Source organism: Rhizobium sp. R711 (genome assembly GCF_002211365.1).
Taxonomy (GTDB): Bacteria; Pseudomonadota; Alphaproteobacteria; order Rhizobiales; family Rhizobiaceae; genus Rhizobium.
Map to the genome: position 1 here is coordinate 114,734 of NZ_LOKZ01000001.1, position 16,441 is coordinate 131,174.

Annotated in this window: 15 protein-coding genes and 2 pseudogenes; 11 read left to right on the forward strand and 6 right to left on the reverse strand. The window is 58.0% G+C overall.

Annotated features, from left to right (window positions below; all coding sequences use genetic code 11):
- A complete protein-coding gene (locus tag ATY80_RS00535) occupies positions 1-183 on the reverse strand; it encodes a hypothetical protein (protein WP_088690570.1) in 183 nt (60 codons plus the stop codon).
- Positions 184-394: 211 nt separating this feature from the next.
- Between ATY80_RS00535 and ATY80_RS00540 the strand changes: the two are divergent.
- A pseudogene (locus ATY80_RS00540) lies at positions 395-952 on the forward strand (Ku protein); the annotation flags it as partial.
- A gap of 90 nt (positions 953-1,042) precedes the next feature.
- On the opposite strand, the gene ATY80_RS00545 reads toward ATY80_RS00540, so the two are convergent.
- Positions 1,043-1,474 carry a helix-turn-helix domain-containing protein gene (locus ATY80_RS00545; RefSeq protein ID WP_088690571.1) on the reverse strand — a complete coding sequence of 144 codons (432 nt, stop codon included), beginning with the start codon at positions 1,472-1,474 and terminating at the stop codon, positions 1,043-1,045.
- Positions 1,475-1,563: 89 nt separating this feature from the next.
- On the opposite strand from ATY80_RS00545, the gene ATY80_RS00550 reads away from it, so the two are divergent.
- Together ATY80_RS00550 and ATY80_RS00555 are read left to right on the forward strand one after the other, a co-directional pair.
- The gene (locus tag ATY80_RS00550) at positions 1,564-2,379 is read left to right on the forward strand and encodes an oxidoreductase (protein ID WP_088691434.1); all 816 of its coding nucleotides are present in this window, start codon (positions 1,564-1,566) and stop codon (positions 2,377-2,379) included.
- Between the two features lie 62 nt (positions 2,380-2,441).
- Positions 2,442-3,443 (forward strand): NADP-dependent oxidoreductase, encoded by a 1,002-nt coding sequence (locus ATY80_RS00555; protein WP_088690572.1) that lies wholly within the window; start codon positions 2,442-2,444, stop codon positions 3,441-3,443.
- 212 nt (positions 3,444-3,655) lie between these two features.
- On the opposite strand, the pseudogene ATY80_RS28480 reads toward ATY80_RS00555, so the two are convergent.
- Positions 3,656-3,790 (reverse strand): annotated as a pseudogene (locus ATY80_RS28480) (transposase); the annotation flags it as partial.
- A 540-nt stretch (positions 3,791-4,330) separates the two neighbouring features.
- Here ATY80_RS28480 and ATY80_RS00560 point away from each other — a divergent pair.
- Positions 4,331-5,227: an alpha/beta hydrolase gene (locus tag ATY80_RS00560; protein ID WP_088691435.1), complete on the forward strand. Its 897-nt coding sequence runs from the start codon at positions 4,331-4,333 to the stop codon at positions 5,225-5,227.
- A gap of 470 nt (positions 5,228-5,697) precedes the next feature.
- Here ATY80_RS00560 and ATY80_RS00570 read toward each other — a convergent pair whose 3' ends face one another.
- Complete coding sequence (locus tag ATY80_RS00570; RefSeq protein WP_088691436.1) at positions 5,698-6,156, reverse strand: pyridoxamine 5'-phosphate oxidase family protein; 459 nt, start codon at positions 6,154-6,156, stop codon at positions 5,698-5,700.
- A gap of 371 nt (positions 6,157-6,527) precedes the next feature.
- Here ATY80_RS00570 and ATY80_RS00575 point away from each other — a divergent pair, with 371 nt between their 5' ends.
- From ATY80_RS00575 to ATY80_RS00590, 4 genes are all read left to right on the forward strand, one after another.
- Positions 6,528-7,049, forward strand: coding sequence for an Hsp20/alpha crystallin family protein (locus tag ATY80_RS00575; RefSeq protein ID WP_088691437.1), 522 nt, complete (start codon positions 6,528-6,530; stop codon positions 7,047-7,049).
- Positions 7,050-7,239: 190 nt separating this feature from the next.
- Complete coding sequence (locus tag ATY80_RS00580) at positions 7,240-7,551, forward strand: DUF5335 family protein (protein WP_088690574.1); 312 nt, start codon at positions 7,240-7,242, stop codon at positions 7,549-7,551.
- 113 nt (positions 7,552-7,664) lie between these two features.
- Positions 7,665-8,585 carry an ABC transporter ATP-binding protein gene (locus ATY80_RS00585; RefSeq protein WP_245306757.1) on the forward strand — a complete coding sequence of 307 codons (921 nt, stop codon included), beginning with the start codon at positions 7,665-7,667 and terminating at the stop codon, positions 8,583-8,585.
- 199 nt (positions 8,586-8,784) lie between these two features.
- A complete protein-coding gene (locus ATY80_RS00590) occupies positions 8,785-9,081 on the forward strand; it encodes a hypothetical protein (RefSeq protein WP_088690576.1) in 297 nt (98 codons plus the stop codon).
- A gap of 109 nt (positions 9,082-9,190) precedes the next feature.
- Here ATY80_RS00590 and ATY80_RS00595 read toward each other — a convergent pair whose 3' ends face one another.
- Complete coding sequence (locus tag ATY80_RS00595) at positions 9,191-10,216, reverse strand: hydroxyacid dehydrogenase (RefSeq protein ID WP_088690577.1); 1,026 nt, start codon at positions 10,214-10,216, stop codon at positions 9,191-9,193.
- Between the two features lie 542 nt (positions 10,217-10,758).
- Here ATY80_RS00595 and ATY80_RS00600 point away from each other — a divergent pair.
- A complete protein-coding gene (locus ATY80_RS00600; RefSeq protein ID WP_088690578.1) occupies positions 10,759-12,195 on the forward strand; it encodes a DUF1254 domain-containing protein in 1,437 nt (478 codons plus the stop codon).
- 38 nt (positions 12,196-12,233) lie between these two features.
- Here ATY80_RS00600 and ATY80_RS00605 read toward each other — a convergent pair whose 3' ends face one another.
- Positions 12,234-12,617, reverse strand: a complete 384-nt coding sequence (locus ATY80_RS00605) for a hypothetical protein (RefSeq protein WP_141105530.1) — start codon at positions 12,615-12,617, stop codon at positions 12,234-12,236.
- Positions 12,618-12,895: 278 nt separating this feature from the next.
- Between ATY80_RS00605 and scpA the strand changes: the two genes are divergently transcribed.
- Both scpA and ATY80_RS00615 read left to right on the forward strand, forming a co-directional pair.
- Positions 12,896-15,034 carry a methylmalonyl-CoA mutase gene (gene scpA, locus ATY80_RS00610; RefSeq protein WP_088690580.1) on the forward strand — a complete coding sequence of 713 codons (2,139 nt, stop codon included), beginning with the start codon at positions 12,896-12,898 and terminating at the stop codon, positions 15,032-15,034.
- A 236-nt stretch (positions 15,035-15,270) separates the two neighbouring features.
- Positions 15,271-16,428 carry a Gfo/Idh/MocA family oxidoreductase gene (locus tag ATY80_RS00615; protein WP_088690581.1) on the forward strand — a complete coding sequence of 386 codons (1,158 nt, stop codon included), beginning with the start codon at positions 15,271-15,273 and terminating at the stop codon, positions 16,426-16,428.
- Positions 16,429-16,441: the final 13 nt, after the last annotated feature.

Sequence of the window (16,441 nt, forward strand, 5' to 3'; positions counted from 1 at the left end):
TCAGTGCTTCGGGTGGTGATCGCCCCGGTCGCCGTCACCGGGCTTCGCGTCATGCTTGGCCTTTCGGCGCTTGTCGGCGGATAGGGAGCGGCCAACGTCAGCGCTCTCCTCGAACTGCCCCTTTTCATCCCGACGGACATAGCGCTTGTCGGTACCGGTATCGATGAGCTCTCGCTTGGACATGTCTCTTTCCTCTGATCGTCTCGAATGGAGAACGCATGAGATTCCAAAAAGATGCGTTCTCCGTCCCCGGGGTGCGGCGGCTGTGCCGCAGCATGCCGGAATCGGATTCCGAACAAGCTTGCCTAAGTCATTGAAAAACGATTCGTTTCGAGTCGGAACGAATCACTCTCGCACGTCTTTGAGTCGCACTCAGTGATTCGGAGTAAGCGTCATGGCAACGGGACATCGCGCCCAATGGAAGTGCTATCTGAAGTTTGGTGAGGTGAGCTGCGGCGTCGCTCTTTACACGGCACTTCAACCAGCGAGCGCATAACCTTCAACACGATCAACAAGACATCCGGCAATCGGGTCAACGTCTTTATCGACAGCGAGACCGAAGATCCTGTCCCGAAGGAGAAGCAGACCAAGGGCTTCGAGATCGACGACGGCCAGTACATCATCATCGATCCCGAGGAGGTGGCAGCGACGATCCCGGAGAGCAACAAGACGCTCGAGATCCAGGCCTGCATCCCCTGCGCCGAAGTCGATGACGTCTACTTCGACAAGCCCTACTGCCTGACACCAGACAAGATGGGGGGCGATGCGTTCGTCGCCCTGCGTGACGGCATGAAGAAGTTGAACGTCGCGGCCATCGCACGCGCGGTCCTGTTCCGCCGTGTTCGAACAGTCCTGATGCGGCCCCATGGCAAGGGTCTGATCGCCACCACGATGAACTACGACTAACGAGGTTCGGTCGTCGAAGAAGGCCTTCGAGGGGATGCCGAAGCTTCCCGCGATGAAAGCACCTGCACCGTCACTCTGTTGCCGAAAGCGGAGCTTTCAATCGGTGGCGGGGCGCCGCTGATCGGCCGTCGTATGCTCATTCGGGCGGGGCGATGCGAATGGGACGTGTTCCGACCGGAGCGCCGGTCTCGCGGTCGATGGTGACGGGATCGATCTCCGTTCCGGTTTCGGCGTCGAAGAAGCGGGTCACTTTGCCTCCGCCCCGATGCTTGTGTCCCCACGCGCCGATCGCAAACAGCACGGGCAAAAAGTCGCGGCCGGCTTCCGTCAATATGTATTCGTCGCGTGGCGGGCGGTCCGAATAACGGCGCTTTTCCAGCAGTCCCTCCTCCGTCATGGCTGAAAGCCGTCCGGTCAGCATCGTCGGCGCGATCCCGAGGCTCTTGCGGAAATCATCGAAGCGGGTCAGCCCCGCATGGGCGTCGCGCAAGATCAGCATGCTCCATGCGTCACCCACAAGCCCTAGGCTGCGGGCGATGAGGCAGGGCTGATCAGAAAGATTTTTCATGTCGATATCTTTTTAGTAGTGACTTGGTACTAAAATGATAGTAACTGATTGTTCATCGAAGTTCCACGACAAAATGAAAGCAGATGCAGATGAACAAGACAGAACGCGGCGTCGCGCTGGTTACTGGCGCCTCCTCCGGCATCGGCCTGGTGACGGCGCAAGCGCTGCGGCGCGATGGCTACCGTGTCTTCGGCACCAGCCGAAAGCCGCTGCCCGACACAACGGATGGGATTACCATGCTGGTCTGCGATGTGATCGACGATGCATCCGTGCAGAGTGTCGTCGATGAGGTTCTGGCCCGCGCGGGGCGGATCGATCTTCTCGTCAACAACGCCGGTATCGGATTGCTGGGCGCTGCTGACGAATCCACGACGGCACAGGCGAAAGCCGTATTCGACGTGAACGTGTTCGGCATCATACGGACGACAAATGCAGTCCTGCCGGTGATGAGGCGGCAAGGTCGGGGCCGGATCGTCAACCTCAGCTCCATACTCGGGCTGATCCCTGCTCCCTATAACGCGCTCTATGCATCGACCAAGCACGCCATCGAAGGCTATTCGGAATCACTCGACCACGAAGTGCGAACGCAGGGCATCCGCGTCGTGCTTGTCGAACCGGGCGTGACCCGCACATCCTTCGAAGACAACATCACGCGACCCGACCGGCCACTTGCCATCCACGATGAGGTTCGCACCAACGCGGAAAGGCTGATGCGCGAGATCGTCGCAAAGGGTGACGCCCCGGAGGTGGTCGCCGAAACCGTAATAAGGGCTGCCAATGTGGTATCGCCCAAAAGACGCTACACTGCAGGAAAAGCCGCAGGACAGATCCGCCTCTTTCGCCGCTTCCTGCCTGAGTCCCTGGTCGACAAGAGCCTGCGGAAGTTCAACAAGCTTCCCGATTGAGGTTTGACCGCCGCACGGCTGCCCCCTGCCGGCTCACCATAGAAACGAAAGTTATTAGCCTGATGAAAGCATTCCTGATCGATCGCTATGCGAAAGGCGGCGCCCTGCGGCTCGGCGAAATTCCCGAGCCGAAGTTACGGGACAACGACGTCATGGTGGAAGTTCATGCCGCCAGCGTGAACCCCTTGGACAGCAAGATCAGGGACGGAGAGTTCAAGCTCATCCTGCCCTACCGCCTTCCACTGGTGCTCGGCAACGACGTCGCGGGCATCGTTGTCCGGGTCGGCGCCAATGTCCGGAAATTCAAGCCTGGTGACGAGGTCTATTCCCGTCCGGCGAAGAATCGCATCGGGACATTTGCAGAATACATCGCCATCGATGAGGCCGATGTTGCGATGAAGCCGAACAATCTGAGTATGAACGAGGCAGCATCAATTCCGCTTGTGGCCCTGACCACATGGCAGGTGCTTGTCGAGCGGGCTAACCTGCGGAAAGGACAGAAAGTCCTGATCCATGCCGGCTCGGGCGGCGTAGGCGCGCTTGCGATTCAGCTTGCCAAATATCTTGGCGCACATGTGGCGACGACCACGAGCACCGCAAATATCGCTCTGGTGGAAAGCCTCGGGGCGGATGTCGCCGTGGACTATAAGATTGATGACTTCGCGAAAGTGCTGCAGGGCTATGACGTCGTGCTGAACAGCCTCGGGAAGGATACGCTGGAGAAATCACTTGATGTGCTGAAGCCGGGCGGGAAGCTGATCTCCATTTCTGGTCCGCCCGATCCGGACTTCGCGAGACAGAACGGCTCCGGATGGCTGCTTCAACAGGTCATGCGCCTGCTGAGCTCCGGCATTAGGCGAAAATCGAGACGCCGAGGGATCAGCTATTCGTTTCACTTCATGACAGCCAACGGCGCGCAGCTCGGAAAGATCACCTCCCTGATCGAGGCGGGTGCCATACGCCCGGTGATGGACCGTGTCTTCCCGTTCGAGAAGACCAACGAGGCGCTGACTTACGTGGAAACGGGTCGTGCAAAGGGGAAAGTCGTCATCGCAGTGAAGTGACGTCCTGGGACCAAAAATCGAAAACATGTTGGGAAAACTCAAGGACTCGCGTCGTATTCAAGCCCGGCATGATCGCTGCACACACACGCTTCTTCTCAAGCGTGTGCATTTGCGGCTGCCGTACTCGTCAGGCTGCGATTATCGAGTCCTGAGCCTAGTGAAAATTCCTCGCCTTCACCCTGAGCGTATCAATGTGCAGATCGGGAAGCTCACCAGCCGTCCACCTGAAGAATGCCGGTGAAGCCCTGCAATATCTGTTCGGCATGCTGTCCTCCGCGACCAGCGGCGCAGGTGAAGGCAACGCCCGGAGTTGCGCCGCCGCATGGACGGTCATCACGCGCCAGCCAGCACGGACCACCGCACATCCTGCTCGGTGTGAGTTCGATGACGATCGTCGTGCGTCTTTCGACAGTAGTCGATGGACCGGCGCCCGGCGCCGCCCCTGGCAGTTCAAAAACGTTAATAGAATCATTGCCTTAGAAGTTTGTGGTAAACCAAACTTTCAATTGGGACATTTTACCCTGGCGCAGTGTACCGATAACCCATCGATTTCTTTTAGGGTGCTGGGACAATTCTAATGGCTCCCCAGACATGGCCGCTTCTCGGGGTCAGCCCCAGGCACCGCCGGAACATGTCTATCCCCGTTTGAGGCGAGAACGCCTTGTAAAGGTCTGGCCGAAGAGGTTCTAACCGTCGCTGTTGCTCGATCGACCGAACAACCTTTTAGCCCCTCGAGTGACTTCCTCAACCCTTCTGCGCCGACTGCAGCAAGTCGCCGATCAAAACGCTTGCCTCAGACACGCCCCGAGTTGAGCGGTGATCGAAATGATAATTGCACGAGAGACCCCTCATGGAACCGAGGACGGCTGGCGGACGTTTTGTGGATCATGCCGAAAACAAAGTTACTCCGGCCCCGGATCGGTAAGGTATATCAAGTTGACCAGCACCAGATTCATGTTCTGGAAACCGGCGATTTAACTGGGCATCCGGTCCTTGTCCTGCACGGCTGCGGCAGCCTGGCCGAAGAGGTTCTGCTTCCCTTTGAGACCTGCGAGTTTCGGATCCTGGCCCCCGATCGTCCGGGCTACGGCTTCAGTAGCCCGCTTCCTCGACCCGAAAGAGGACCGATTTCCCAATCTTTCTGGCTTGAGGGTTTGCTCGCAGCCATCGGTGCGGATGCCATCGTCATTGTCGCCCACTCCATCGGCAGCGCGCCGGCACTACATCTGGCTGCGCGTCGGCCCGAACTGGTGAAAGGACTGCTGCTCATTTCGCCTTGCTGCAGACCGGTCCCCCCAAAACCGCTTCCGTTGCTGCGTCTTTCGGCAATAGCCGGGGTTGGGCCAATGATCCGTCAGCACGTGATCAGTCGATGGGCAGATTTCTTTCTGGATCGCGCCCTGAGGTCGTCGTGCTTTCCCAATCCACTGCCGCGCCATCTGGCGATGTTGCCGGCCGCTCACGTGGTCAATCCAGGCGCCATCGAGACGATGGCCGATGAGCTGCGCGCTTTCAACCAGGACATGGAGCGTTTGCCGGATCTGCCGGGTGATCTTCCGATCCACGTCCTGTTCGGTTCGCATGATCGGATCATTCAGCCAGCGTGGCATCTTGAATGGCTAAGCCGGAAGCATCCCGAGGTGATCGTCGGGCTGCTCGAGGGCGTCGGGCATCTTCCCCATCATGTCGCGCCGGGTCTCACGCGGCGAATGCTCAGTAATCTCGTCAACACCGAGCAGCAGTTGTTAGATCGGCAGGGACAGCCTCTCATCGCCTCGGTTTGAGGTTGAGGCATGCATACGACGCATCGCTCCGCCTTTATCTCAGCGATCGCCTTGCGCGACTACTTGAGCACCATTCGAGACTGTCGATCGAACTGATCGTTCGCGAGGAGCCTCCGATCTGATTGGCGATGATATCGATCTCGAAGGCGGCTCGGTCGAGTGTCAGACAGCAGCTTGATGTGCCCGCGACCGGTTGGACAAGAGCCTTCCTCGTCGCAGCGCCCCGCTATCTGGAACAACACGGTGCCCCCGGACGCGGGATGAAGAAAGGCGGTTCCGCGGGCAGCGGTCTGCTTTCGCATCTCCTTGCCTCCCTCTGCGGCAGCCCCATTCCTGGAAGAATGGGACGTTATTTGCGGCAGCGGACGGTGCCGCTCACGGTTTTCCCAATCGCCGAGAATGAGCATGAGCGCAGACCATCGCGGGGCTTCGTACTTCAGCGCGTCCCTGATGGACATGGCGTCTTCTTGTTATCCTGCCAGCGCTGCAACCCGGCCGGAGACATCGTCCATATAAATTCCGTAGAACAGGTGTGAGGACGCCGCTGCTGGCGGCAGCTCGGCAGTTTTGAGTGAGCCGATCTCCCACCAGTCCAGGTGTCTCTCCAGCAGTGACCACGCATGAAGCCGCTCCTCGTGCCAGGCAGCGTCGTCCGGCAATTCCTGGAAGCGGCCGGCAAGCACGATGCTCCTCCATCCGCCTTTGGCCCAATGCTCCTCCACCTGCAGGCATACCTTTGGGTTGCGTCGCATCCACTCGACTTTTCGTCCCGGCATCGAGAAGCTGTAGGCCACTCTTGATCGGAAAGCGAAGTAGATCGGGACGACGTAAGGCTGTCCTTCGTTGCAGCATGCCAGATGACCGAAGTGGGCCTGTTCCAGCATTTCCAGGCATTCGGCATGGGTCATCGTTCTGAGTGCCATTGACATATCTGTCTCTCCCATTCCTCCGATGGACCGCAGCATCAGGTAGCTGCTGCGCCAGGCTCCTCCTTTTTTGATGAAGCTGCATTGCTCTTGATCAAACTCCATCTCGCAAACGGCGATCAGGTAAATGATGCCAGCGGCCGACATGGTGATGGGGGCGAATGCGATCTGCAGCGATGCCAACTGGCAAGCGGTTCAGCCAAGAGAAGACATTCTTCCTAGAGCTTGCCGGCTTCCGCCCATCGTTCAGGCTCTTTTTGACATTGATCAAAGTTTTTTGCCGACAGGCGTGCTTTGATCACCAAGCTCGATCTCGAGCGCAACGCAATGATTAGATCCGGCTTCCGGACCTGCTTGGCAGATTGGAGATGATCATGCCCGACACAAGCCCAGCTCAGAAAGAACAGAAGGCCACGATGCCGGTACCCGGCGGCACGTGGTCCCCGTTTGACACGCTTCGCAACGAAATCGATCGCCTGTTCGACGACTTCGGCCCTTCACCCTGGCGTCCGCTCTCACGTCAGTTGCTCGCACGCACACAGCCTACTGCTCCCGACTGGGTGCTGTCGCCTGCGGTGGACGTTGTCGAGAAAGACGACGCATTCGAGATCACGGTAGAAATCCCCGGCCTGGACGAGAAGAATATCGACATCCGGCTCGCCAGCGGCATTCTGACCATTCGTGGCGAAAAGACCGAGGAAAGGGAAGAAAAGGAAAAAACCTACCACGTTTCAGAGCGCCACTATGGCTTATTCCAGCGATCGTTCCGGCTGCCCGACTACGTCGATGCCGATAAGGTGAGCGCGGCCTTCGCGAAAGGCATCTTGAAGGTTACAATTCCGAAGGCGTCCAACGCGGGAACGAACGACCGCAAGATCGAGATCAAAGCCGGATGATTTGAGCACGACGGACCGGGATGTCCCGACCAACAATCTCGGGGCTGGCCAGACAGCCCCCTTTTGAGCCGAGGCACCCGGACAGGCGGGTCGCAGAGCCAACGGTTCGCACCTCATGCTCACGGATCACGCGAACCAATGCTCGCCGCGAAAACCTGCTGTCCGGCGTAGCGAAAGAGGAGATCGCAAGATGGGAACCAGGGTGCTCGTAAAATCCGAATGGGAGGTCTTCTTCTTACAGCTTCACAAGCAAGTCGAGGGAAAGGAAATGCGAATTGAAGTGATGGGGCCGACCATCGGAGATCAGGTTCTCGTCGATTCTGCCCATCTGCTCGGCGCCACCTACGAACCGAAGCAGGAGTCTCTCGAAATCTTGACGAACGGAATGACACATGTCGTCGACAAGCCCCAGAAGATCTCGGTTGAAGAAAACGAAGGAGAGATCTTCGCCATTGACGTAATCGACGGCGCAGAACGGCATCAACTCATGACCTTCGCATGAGGTGCTCATGTCCTGTCTGGAGGATGTCAGGAATGAAAGCTGGTAGCAGGATGCGCGCTCCGCTTGCGTCGGAAGAACGCACGGCAAGTGCGACGATCCGCCGAGACCTCGCCATCCCGCACAAGCTTGCCGGATTCGTCGTCGTTATCGGACGCAGGCACCAGGCGGCGCTGGTCGGCCTGTCGGTTTTGTTGTTTGCCGTCGGCATCCTTCCGTTAGAAATTCAGCGACGCATCGTCAACGGAGCAACGCAGGGTGCCAGGCTCAATGCTATTCTTGGCCTGGTCGCCATCTACCTCGCATTGGTTGTGAGCGAAGGCGGAATAAAGCTCGCCTTGAATATCTACAGGGGCTGGATCGGCGAAGTGGCCATTCGCTGGTTGCGCATCGCGGTACTGGAAGTGGGCAAACAGCACATTGGTGAGGCGCCCACTTTGGCAGAGGGCGTCGAGACGTCGATCGTGCTGGCCGAGGCAGAACCGGTCGGAGCCTTCGTGGGGACAAGTATTTCCGAGCCCATTCTTCAGGCGGGCATTCTTCTGGCCGTCGGCAGCTACATGATTTACCTCCAGCCCTTCCTCGCGCTTGCTGTCGTCGCGGTGTTCGTCCCTCAGTCCGTGCTAGTTCCAATTCTGCAAGGCCTGATCAACCAACGCGTCAAGACGAAGATCACAGTGATGCGACATCTGAGCGAAGAAATGGTCGATCACGGCTCGCCGAAGGGACCGCGGCATCAGGCCGCCCGCGTCCAGCGGCTGTTTTCAACGAACATGAGTATCTACAGGCTGAAGTATTCACTCAACTTCATGATGAACCTGATGTTCCAGCTGGGCTATGCCGGGATTTTCGCTCTCGGTGGCTACTACGTTATCACTGGAAAAATCGAGATTGGGACCGTCGTCGCCTTCATCGCCGGTCTGAACAAGATCGCAGACCCTTGGGGAGCGCTCGTCGATTGGTACCGCGACCTCAAGACGACGCAGGTCAAGTACGAGCTGATCCGCGATGCGAGCACCGTCGGGCCTGCACAATAGCCTCCAGGTGCACCCCAGAGGCTCAACGAAAGCGATAGGCATCTTTGACCTTGGTCAATGACGTATGCCTTGCGATCGTCTACTCTTACAGGATCGAGGATCGAATTGCGCCCGATCGCGCGGCTCTCCATGGGGCTGTCGGCCGCGGTGTAGCTATCAGCCTCATGGCTCGTCGAGCAAGGTCCTCAGGAGTGTTGCCATGCTGTCAGCCGATCGAGATTCCAAACGTGGCGGTGAGCGCTTCGCCATTCCAACCCAAGGAGAGGTCGAGGGCAAGCTGCTCGTGTCCGAGATCGTTGCAGTGGCTTGTCTTGAGGAATTTATGAAACGACAGGACGCAGCCGCGATCGCCAGGATCCGCCGACGCGTCCTGTGTAACCTCGAAGATGGATGCCAAGGGCTGAAACTATGTGCGACCGACAAGAAGTCCGTCGTCGAATATGCGGAGCAGATCCTGAAGTGCGCGGTGTCAAAGGCTGGCGCTCCTGGCCTCTGACCGGCAAAGACGCCTTCCACATTGCAAAGACGGGGCCAGGTTCGATCATTCACCATCGCACCGTCGCCAAGCGACCACGTTCGGCTGAAAAGGTCGATAAGACCGGAGGTTAGGAGACTGTCACAGGTTTCGACCGGAGCCGGCTGACGGTCGTCAGGTCTGCCCGCCGGCAAAGTTGCGGGGGCAGGCCTTCCATGATCAGTTCGGCATCGGCAACGGCCATGGAGCCCAGAGCATAGAACGCGTCGCGCGTTCCACCGGTGCGATGCGCCGAAAGAAGCATTCCTGGTACGGATCGCACCGGATCATTTGCATGCACCGGCTCTTCTGGAAAGACATCGGTAGCGACGCGGATATGACCGGATCGAGCGGCGGCCAACATGGCCGGAAAGTCCACAACCGCGGCGCGGCTCATGAGGAGGAAAGCAGCCCCCTTCCTCATCATCGCGAACTCGCGCCTGCCCAGGAATGACTGATTTTCGCTCGTCACGCTGGCAAAGACAAAGACCAGCTGGCTTTCCGTCAACACCTCTTCCAAAGAGCTCGGAACGCAGTCTGCATTGGTGACGATCTCCCGAGGAAGCCACGGATCGAAAACCCGAACCGTGTTTTTAAACGGCCGGATCAGCTCTCTGAATTGGCGCCCAAGGTCGCCGAACCCAATGATGCCGACCGTCGCTCCAGCGAACCTGAATGTTGTTGCGTTTCCGGCCAACCCATATTGTTCGGCCCCTGCCCGAAAATCCCGGTCCGCCTGAGTGATGCCGCGTGCGAGATCAAGGCCCATTGCCAAAGCTGCCTCGGCGACTGGGGAGGCAAATGCCGCGGCAGGCGTGATGACCCAAATTCCGCGCTCCACACATGTCCTGTAATCGATATTCGGCAAGAAGTTGGATTCGACGTTGATGATCGCTTTTAATCTCGGCGCTCGATCCAAGCGCTCCCTTGGCATGTCCGTCTGCCCGAAGATCAGCACGGTATCTGGCAGCAGCTCGTCTACGAGTTCCCGAGACATCTTTTGTTCCTCGGAAACGACGACCTCCCCTAGCCTCTCCAACCTTTCGCGGACGTCGGGCTCCATGATGAGGTCAAGGGTCCTTGGCAATGGATCGACAATGATAACGGCGCGGCTCATGCTTCCTCCCTACCAACCAAAGCAGGCATAATAGTCGAATGCTGCCAGAATGACACGTCAAGCGAACTGGCGCGAGATCATCGCCCGTCATGTGGCTTTGAATGTCTCCCTCTCCGCCGCGGGTTGCCGAAGACATGCTGGCGGTGCAGGGATTATTGTTTGTTTCGCGTCAAATGATCCAGCATTCGTTTCTGGATGAGATGTAGTCAGCCTTGCTGATGCATCCTTCGTTGCACAGAAGCTTTCCGACATGGCCGGCTAGAGGTGGCTCGGTTTGTCTGAACAGTTCCGGGCGTTTTGCTAAGTGGATACCCGCCTCGATTATGCTGCATGGCGGCCAAAGCCGGGCCACAGGTCTGGGAAGACCAACTCCGTTCATTGGAGACGTCGAAGTTGATCTGCGCACTCGAAACTAACCTTTTGTTGTACTTGCTACTTGATATCATGCTATATTAGTAGGTTCTAACTGCATGACTTGCATAGCCTGCCATCAGCAAAGGGATGGTTTAGGACCGGGAGAGGCCATTTCTGTGGAGGGAAATATGAAAGTCACACGTCGCACCGCGTCGATCGGCACCCTTGGTCTGCTTGCCGCCAGTTCACTCTCACCGGTACACGCCTTAGACGATCCACTCCGCGATCCCTTCGAGGGAAAAAGTGATTTCTGGCTGGCGGTCGAAGCCTACATCTACGGCTACCCGCTGGTCACCATGGAGATGACCCGCCGCGTCATCACCAACGTCGCCAAGGTTGCGGGCACAAAGGGTCCGATGGGACAGATCATCAAGCTTCGAGAATATCCGGACGCGTCGTTCACCGACGTTACTGCACCGAATGCAGACACGCTTTACACAACTGCCTTTGTCGATGTCGGCAAAGAGCCATGGGTTTTCTCTATCCCCGAAATGAAGGATCGATACTACCTATTCCCGATGCTCGACGGCTGGACAACAGTATTCCAGGTTCCCGGAAAACGGACGACCGGCGGCGAACCGCAGGCGTATGCGATCACCGGACCCGGCTGGGAAGGCAAGCTTCCGGATGGTGTCACGGAGTATAAATCCCCGACCAGTATCGTCTGGATTCTCGGTCGTATCTACTGCACGGGAACACCCGAGGACTACAAGGCCGTTCATCAGCTGCAAGACCAGTGCAAGCTGGTGCCCTTGAGCAGTTATGGCAAGGACTGGAAGCCATCGGTCGGCAAGGTCGACCCCAAGATCGACATGAAGACGGCCGTACGCGAACAGGTGAACCGCATGGACGCCGTCGAGTACTTCACCTTGCTTAGCGAACTCATGAAGACGAACCCGCCAACGGCGGAGGACGCACCGATGGTCGAAAAGATGGCGGAAATCGGAATCGTCCCCGGGAAGGATTTTGACAAAAGCAAGCTGGACGCCCGTTTCGTCAAGCGCATCCCCGAGATCGCCTTCGACCGCATCATGCTTCACTTCAAGTTCAGCGATGGCGATATCGCGGACATAAACGGCTGGGGCTATACCACCAAGACAGGCATTTATGGGACCAACTATCTGCAACGGGCACTGATTACGGCAATCGGCCTTGGAGCCAATCGACCAGAGGATGCCATCTATCCGACGTCGACCAAGTCCAAGGACGGGCTTTTTCCTCGCGCCTATGCGGGGTCAGAGGACTATGTCCTGACGTTTCCAAAGGGACACATGCCGCCTGTAAAGGGCTTTTGGTCGATAACGATGTACAACGAAAAATACTTCTTCGTCGACAATCCGATCAACCGCTACTCGATCAGCGCACGACAGGACTTGAAGCCCAATGCCGATGGATCGGTCGACATTTACATCCAGAACAAGTCGCCCGGCGTCGACAAGGAGTCCAACTGGCTACCAGCGCCGAAGGGCACGTTCATCCTGATGATGAGGCTTTACTGGCCCGATGACAAATCGCCTTCGATACTTGATGGATCGTGGGTAATACCACCGGCAAAGAAGGCATAGCAGTAGACGCGCGGTTCTTCGGCGCTTGCTTGGCTCCGTCACAGTATCTCCGATATCGCTACCTGACCTGTGGCCGCGGACACGTCCGCTATGGCATGCGGGTTGACGTCGACCCGCATGCAGACCGGTAGCGATACCGTGCGGCTGAATAACCGCAAATGCTGCGAATCTGCCAAGCACGCGTCGTCGATTGATTCAGTCGCCGAGTGCGTTTCATGGCGGCTGTCGATCACGATGGAGACGACCTTTTTATCGAAGCTGTCAAGGAAACGCTCATGCAGCGAGATTCCAGCTTGACCGCACAGGCAGACCGCAAACGAGAAAATTGCAAATCTGAGCGTTACTTGCTGGGCAACCGGCGGAAGCGCGAAGCTTTCGTCTTGCGCAATAAGCGCCTGCTGCTCTTGAGCAAAATATATCATGCCGGTCGCGGCGATGAACCTCTGGACGACAATCGCGCGTGCACGAGCGATGACAAGATTGCCGTCATACGTTCGTCCTGGTGGCATTAAGTTCACAATGCCGCAAACCAGATAGCCTTGAGACCATCACATCAGATCACTCGTCAAAGTCGGGAACGGCCCGATTGGGGCGCTATTCAATCTTCCGAAGAGGCCGTTCTGTAAAATATCGTGAGGCTCTATCGCGTAGCGCGCGGTTAAAGTGCTAGCCTGCGGCAAGGAAGATGCCGGAGGATGACATGAGGAAGAAGACGCTTGGGGATTGGCGGGCCCTAGCCGAGAAAGAGCTGAAGGCTGCGCCCGAAACGCTCGTCTGGAACACCCCCGAAGGGATAGACGTCAAGCCGCTTTATACCGAGGCCGACATCGAAGGCACCGAGCACCTCGGATCGCTTCCGGGCTTTGCGCCCTTTACCCGTGGGCCGCGTGCCACGATGTATGCCGGCCGACCATGGACAATTCGCCAATATGCTGGCTTTTCCACCGCGGAAGCTTCCAACGCCTTTTATCGCAAAGCACTTGGCTCCGGGCAGCAGGGCATTTCCGTCGCCTTCGACCTTGCCACGCATCGTGGCTATGACAGCGACCATCCGCGCGTTGTCGGCGACGTCGGCAAGGCGGGCGTTGCGATCGACAGCGTCGAGGACATGAAAATCCTGTTCGACGGCATCCCGCTTGAGAAGGTCTCGGTCTCGATGACCATGAACGGCGCGGTCATTCCGATACTCGCGAGTTTTATCGTTGCCGGCGAGGAACAGGGCGTGTCGCGGGCCGAGCTTTCAGGAACCATCCAGAACGACATTTTGAAGGAGTTCATGGTCCGCAACACTTACATCTATCCGCCGGAACCCTCGATGCGAATTGTCGCAGACATCATCGAATTTACCGCCAAGGAGATGCCGAAATTCAATTCCATCTCGATCTCCGGCTACCACATGCAGGAGGCCGGTGCGACCCTGGTGCAGGAGCTTGCGTTTACGCTCGCCGATGGCCGCGAATATGTTCGCGCCGCACTTGCCAAGGGGTTGGACGTCGACGATTTCGCCGGTCGCCTTTCCTTCTTCTTTGCCATTGGCATGAACTTCTTCATGGAGGCGGCAAAGCTGCGTGCCGCACGTCTCTTGTGGACGCGTATCATGGAAGAGTTTAAGCCGAAGAAGGCTTCGTCCTCGATGCTGCGCACCCATTGTCAGACATCGGGCGTATCGCTGCAGGAGCAGGATCCCTACAACAATATCATTCGGACCGCTTTTGAGGCGATGTCGGCAGTGCTTGGCGGTACACAATCGCTGCACACCAATTCGTTCGATGAGGCGATTGCCCTGCCAACTGAGTTTTCAGCGCGCATCGCGCGCAATACGCAGCTCATTCTGCAGCACGAAACGGGTGTGACAAAGGTCGTCGATCCGCTTGCAGGCTCCTACTACGTCGAGAGCATGACGAAGGAGCTTGCAGACAGGGCGTGGGATCTGATCGAGGAAGTGGAGGCGCTTGGCGGAATGACGAAGGCGGTCAATGACGGTCTTCCAAAGCGGCTGATCGAGGAAGCCGCGACACGGCGCCAGGCGGCCGTCGACAAGGGCTGCGAGGTCATTGTCGGCGTCAACAAGTACCGTCTTGAGACAGAGCAGGAGATCGAAATCCTGGCGATCGACAACACCGCGGTACGCAGCGCCCAGATCAAGCGTATCGACGCGACGAAACGCCGGCGCGATGGGGCCGCTGTGCAGGCAGCACTCGATGCGCTTGCGCAAATGGCAAGCAGCGGCCACGGCAACCTGCTTGCGGCAGCCATCGAAGCGGCGCGCGCGCGCGCGACCGTCGGCGAGATCTCGGATGCGATGCGTCGCGCCTTCGGTGATCACGCAGCGGAGCCTGAGGTCATCAAGGATGTCTATGGTCAAGCCTATCGCGACGAGCCGGAGCTGGCGGTGCTGAAGGACCGCATGACCGACGTCGAAAGGATCCTCGGACACAAGCCGAAGATCATGGTAGCAAAACTCGGTCAGGACGGCCACGACCGCGGCGCCAAAGTGATTGCCTCGGCGTTTGGAGACATCGGCTTCGACGTCTTGGCGGGGCCCCTATTCCAGACACCAAAGGAAGCAGCCGATCTCGCCGTTGTCAGCAAAGTGCACGTGGTCGGCATCTCGTCGCTTGCAGCGGGCCACAAGACACTGGCACCACAACTTGTCGAGGAATTGAAAGCGCGCGGCGCAAAGGACATCATCGTCGTCGTCGGCGGCGTTATCCCGCGGCAGGATTATGACTTCCTGACGGACCATGGCGTGGCAGCTGTCTTTGGCCCGGGCACCAATGTCCTGGACGCGGCAAATTCGGTTCTCGATCTGCTCGAAGGCAGGCGTCGAAACCGCTAGATTTCGCGCCCGCGCGCAGCTTTTGCCGGGATGGCAAGCATAAACCAGATCCTTCGCCGCGCTTGTCGGCGAAGGTGAATTTCCGTTTTCCCAGGTTAAAAGCCGGAGCCCAGCGAAATGGGCCGGTATGAAAATTAATTTCACCGTCTGAACTTTTCGCGCGATTCGTGTTGACGAGTTCGAATTTTTGTCCCAACCTGACGAAAATAAATTACGTAACTGGGAACGAGAATAGCATGAAAGTGGGAATTATCGGGCTCGGTTTCCGGCTCGGCTATCTTGGCTATGTCTTCAAGTCGGTCGATGAGAGCTTCGAGATTGTCGGTTACGTCGACCCCGATCCGGCGGGTCTTCCGGGTCTGGTCGAAAAAGGCATTTCTACCGGTACCGCCTATGCCTCCCCCGAAGAGCTGATCGCCCGCGAAAAGCTTGATCTTTTGATGATCGGTTCCCCCAACCACATGCATCTCGACCACATCCGGCTGGGTCTCGAAAGCGGCCTGAAGGTGTTTTGCGAAAAACCGATCGTCACGACGATCGCCGAGAGCATAGAGCTCGCGCGTCTGATGGCGAAGTTCGGCCATGAGCGCCTGATGGTCGGACTGGTGCTGCGCTATTCACCGCTCTACAAGGACCTGCGCGCCATTCAGGCCGCCGGCAAACTCGGCCAGATCGTGTCGATCGAAGCCGCCGAGCATATCGAGCCTTATCATGGCGCGTTCTTCATGCGCGACTGGCGCCGTTATGAGCGCTATTCAGGCAGCTTCATGCTGGAAAAGTGCTGCCATGATCTCGATCTCTACAATGGCGTCGTCGGGGTTCGACCGGAACGCGTCGCAAGCTTCGGCGGTCGCAAGAGCTTCACGCCGGCAAACGATCCTGCACGAGACGGGATCAACGACCTGGAGCTGTTTCATCGCAAGCCGAGCGGTTGGATGGGCTCCGACAAGGTGTTCGACAGCGACGCCGACATCATCGATTATCAGGTTGCCATTGTCGAGTATGCCAACGGCGTCGGCATGAATTTCCATACCAATCTCAATGTTCCTGACCAGTTTCGACGCTTTGCCATCATGGGATCGCGCGGGATGGCGGAGGGTGATTTCGTCCGCGGCTATCTCGACGTTCACGAGCAGCTGACCGGCAGGAAGGTGGTCGAGAACACGTACGCGGCGACAGAGTTGTCGCAGCATTACGGCGCCGACGAGCAGATGGCCGCCGACCTCCTCGACAGTGTGCGCACGGGCACCGAGCTTCCGGTCTCCACGCTTAACGCCCTTGAGGCCGGTATTCTCGCGCTGTCGATGGACGAGGCGCGCATGAAGAAGGCGGTTGTCGAGCTGCGTCCCGTGTGGGACAGGTTCGACGAAGCCCTGCACGCAAGAGCGGCTTGAGGAGGGCGGCAAG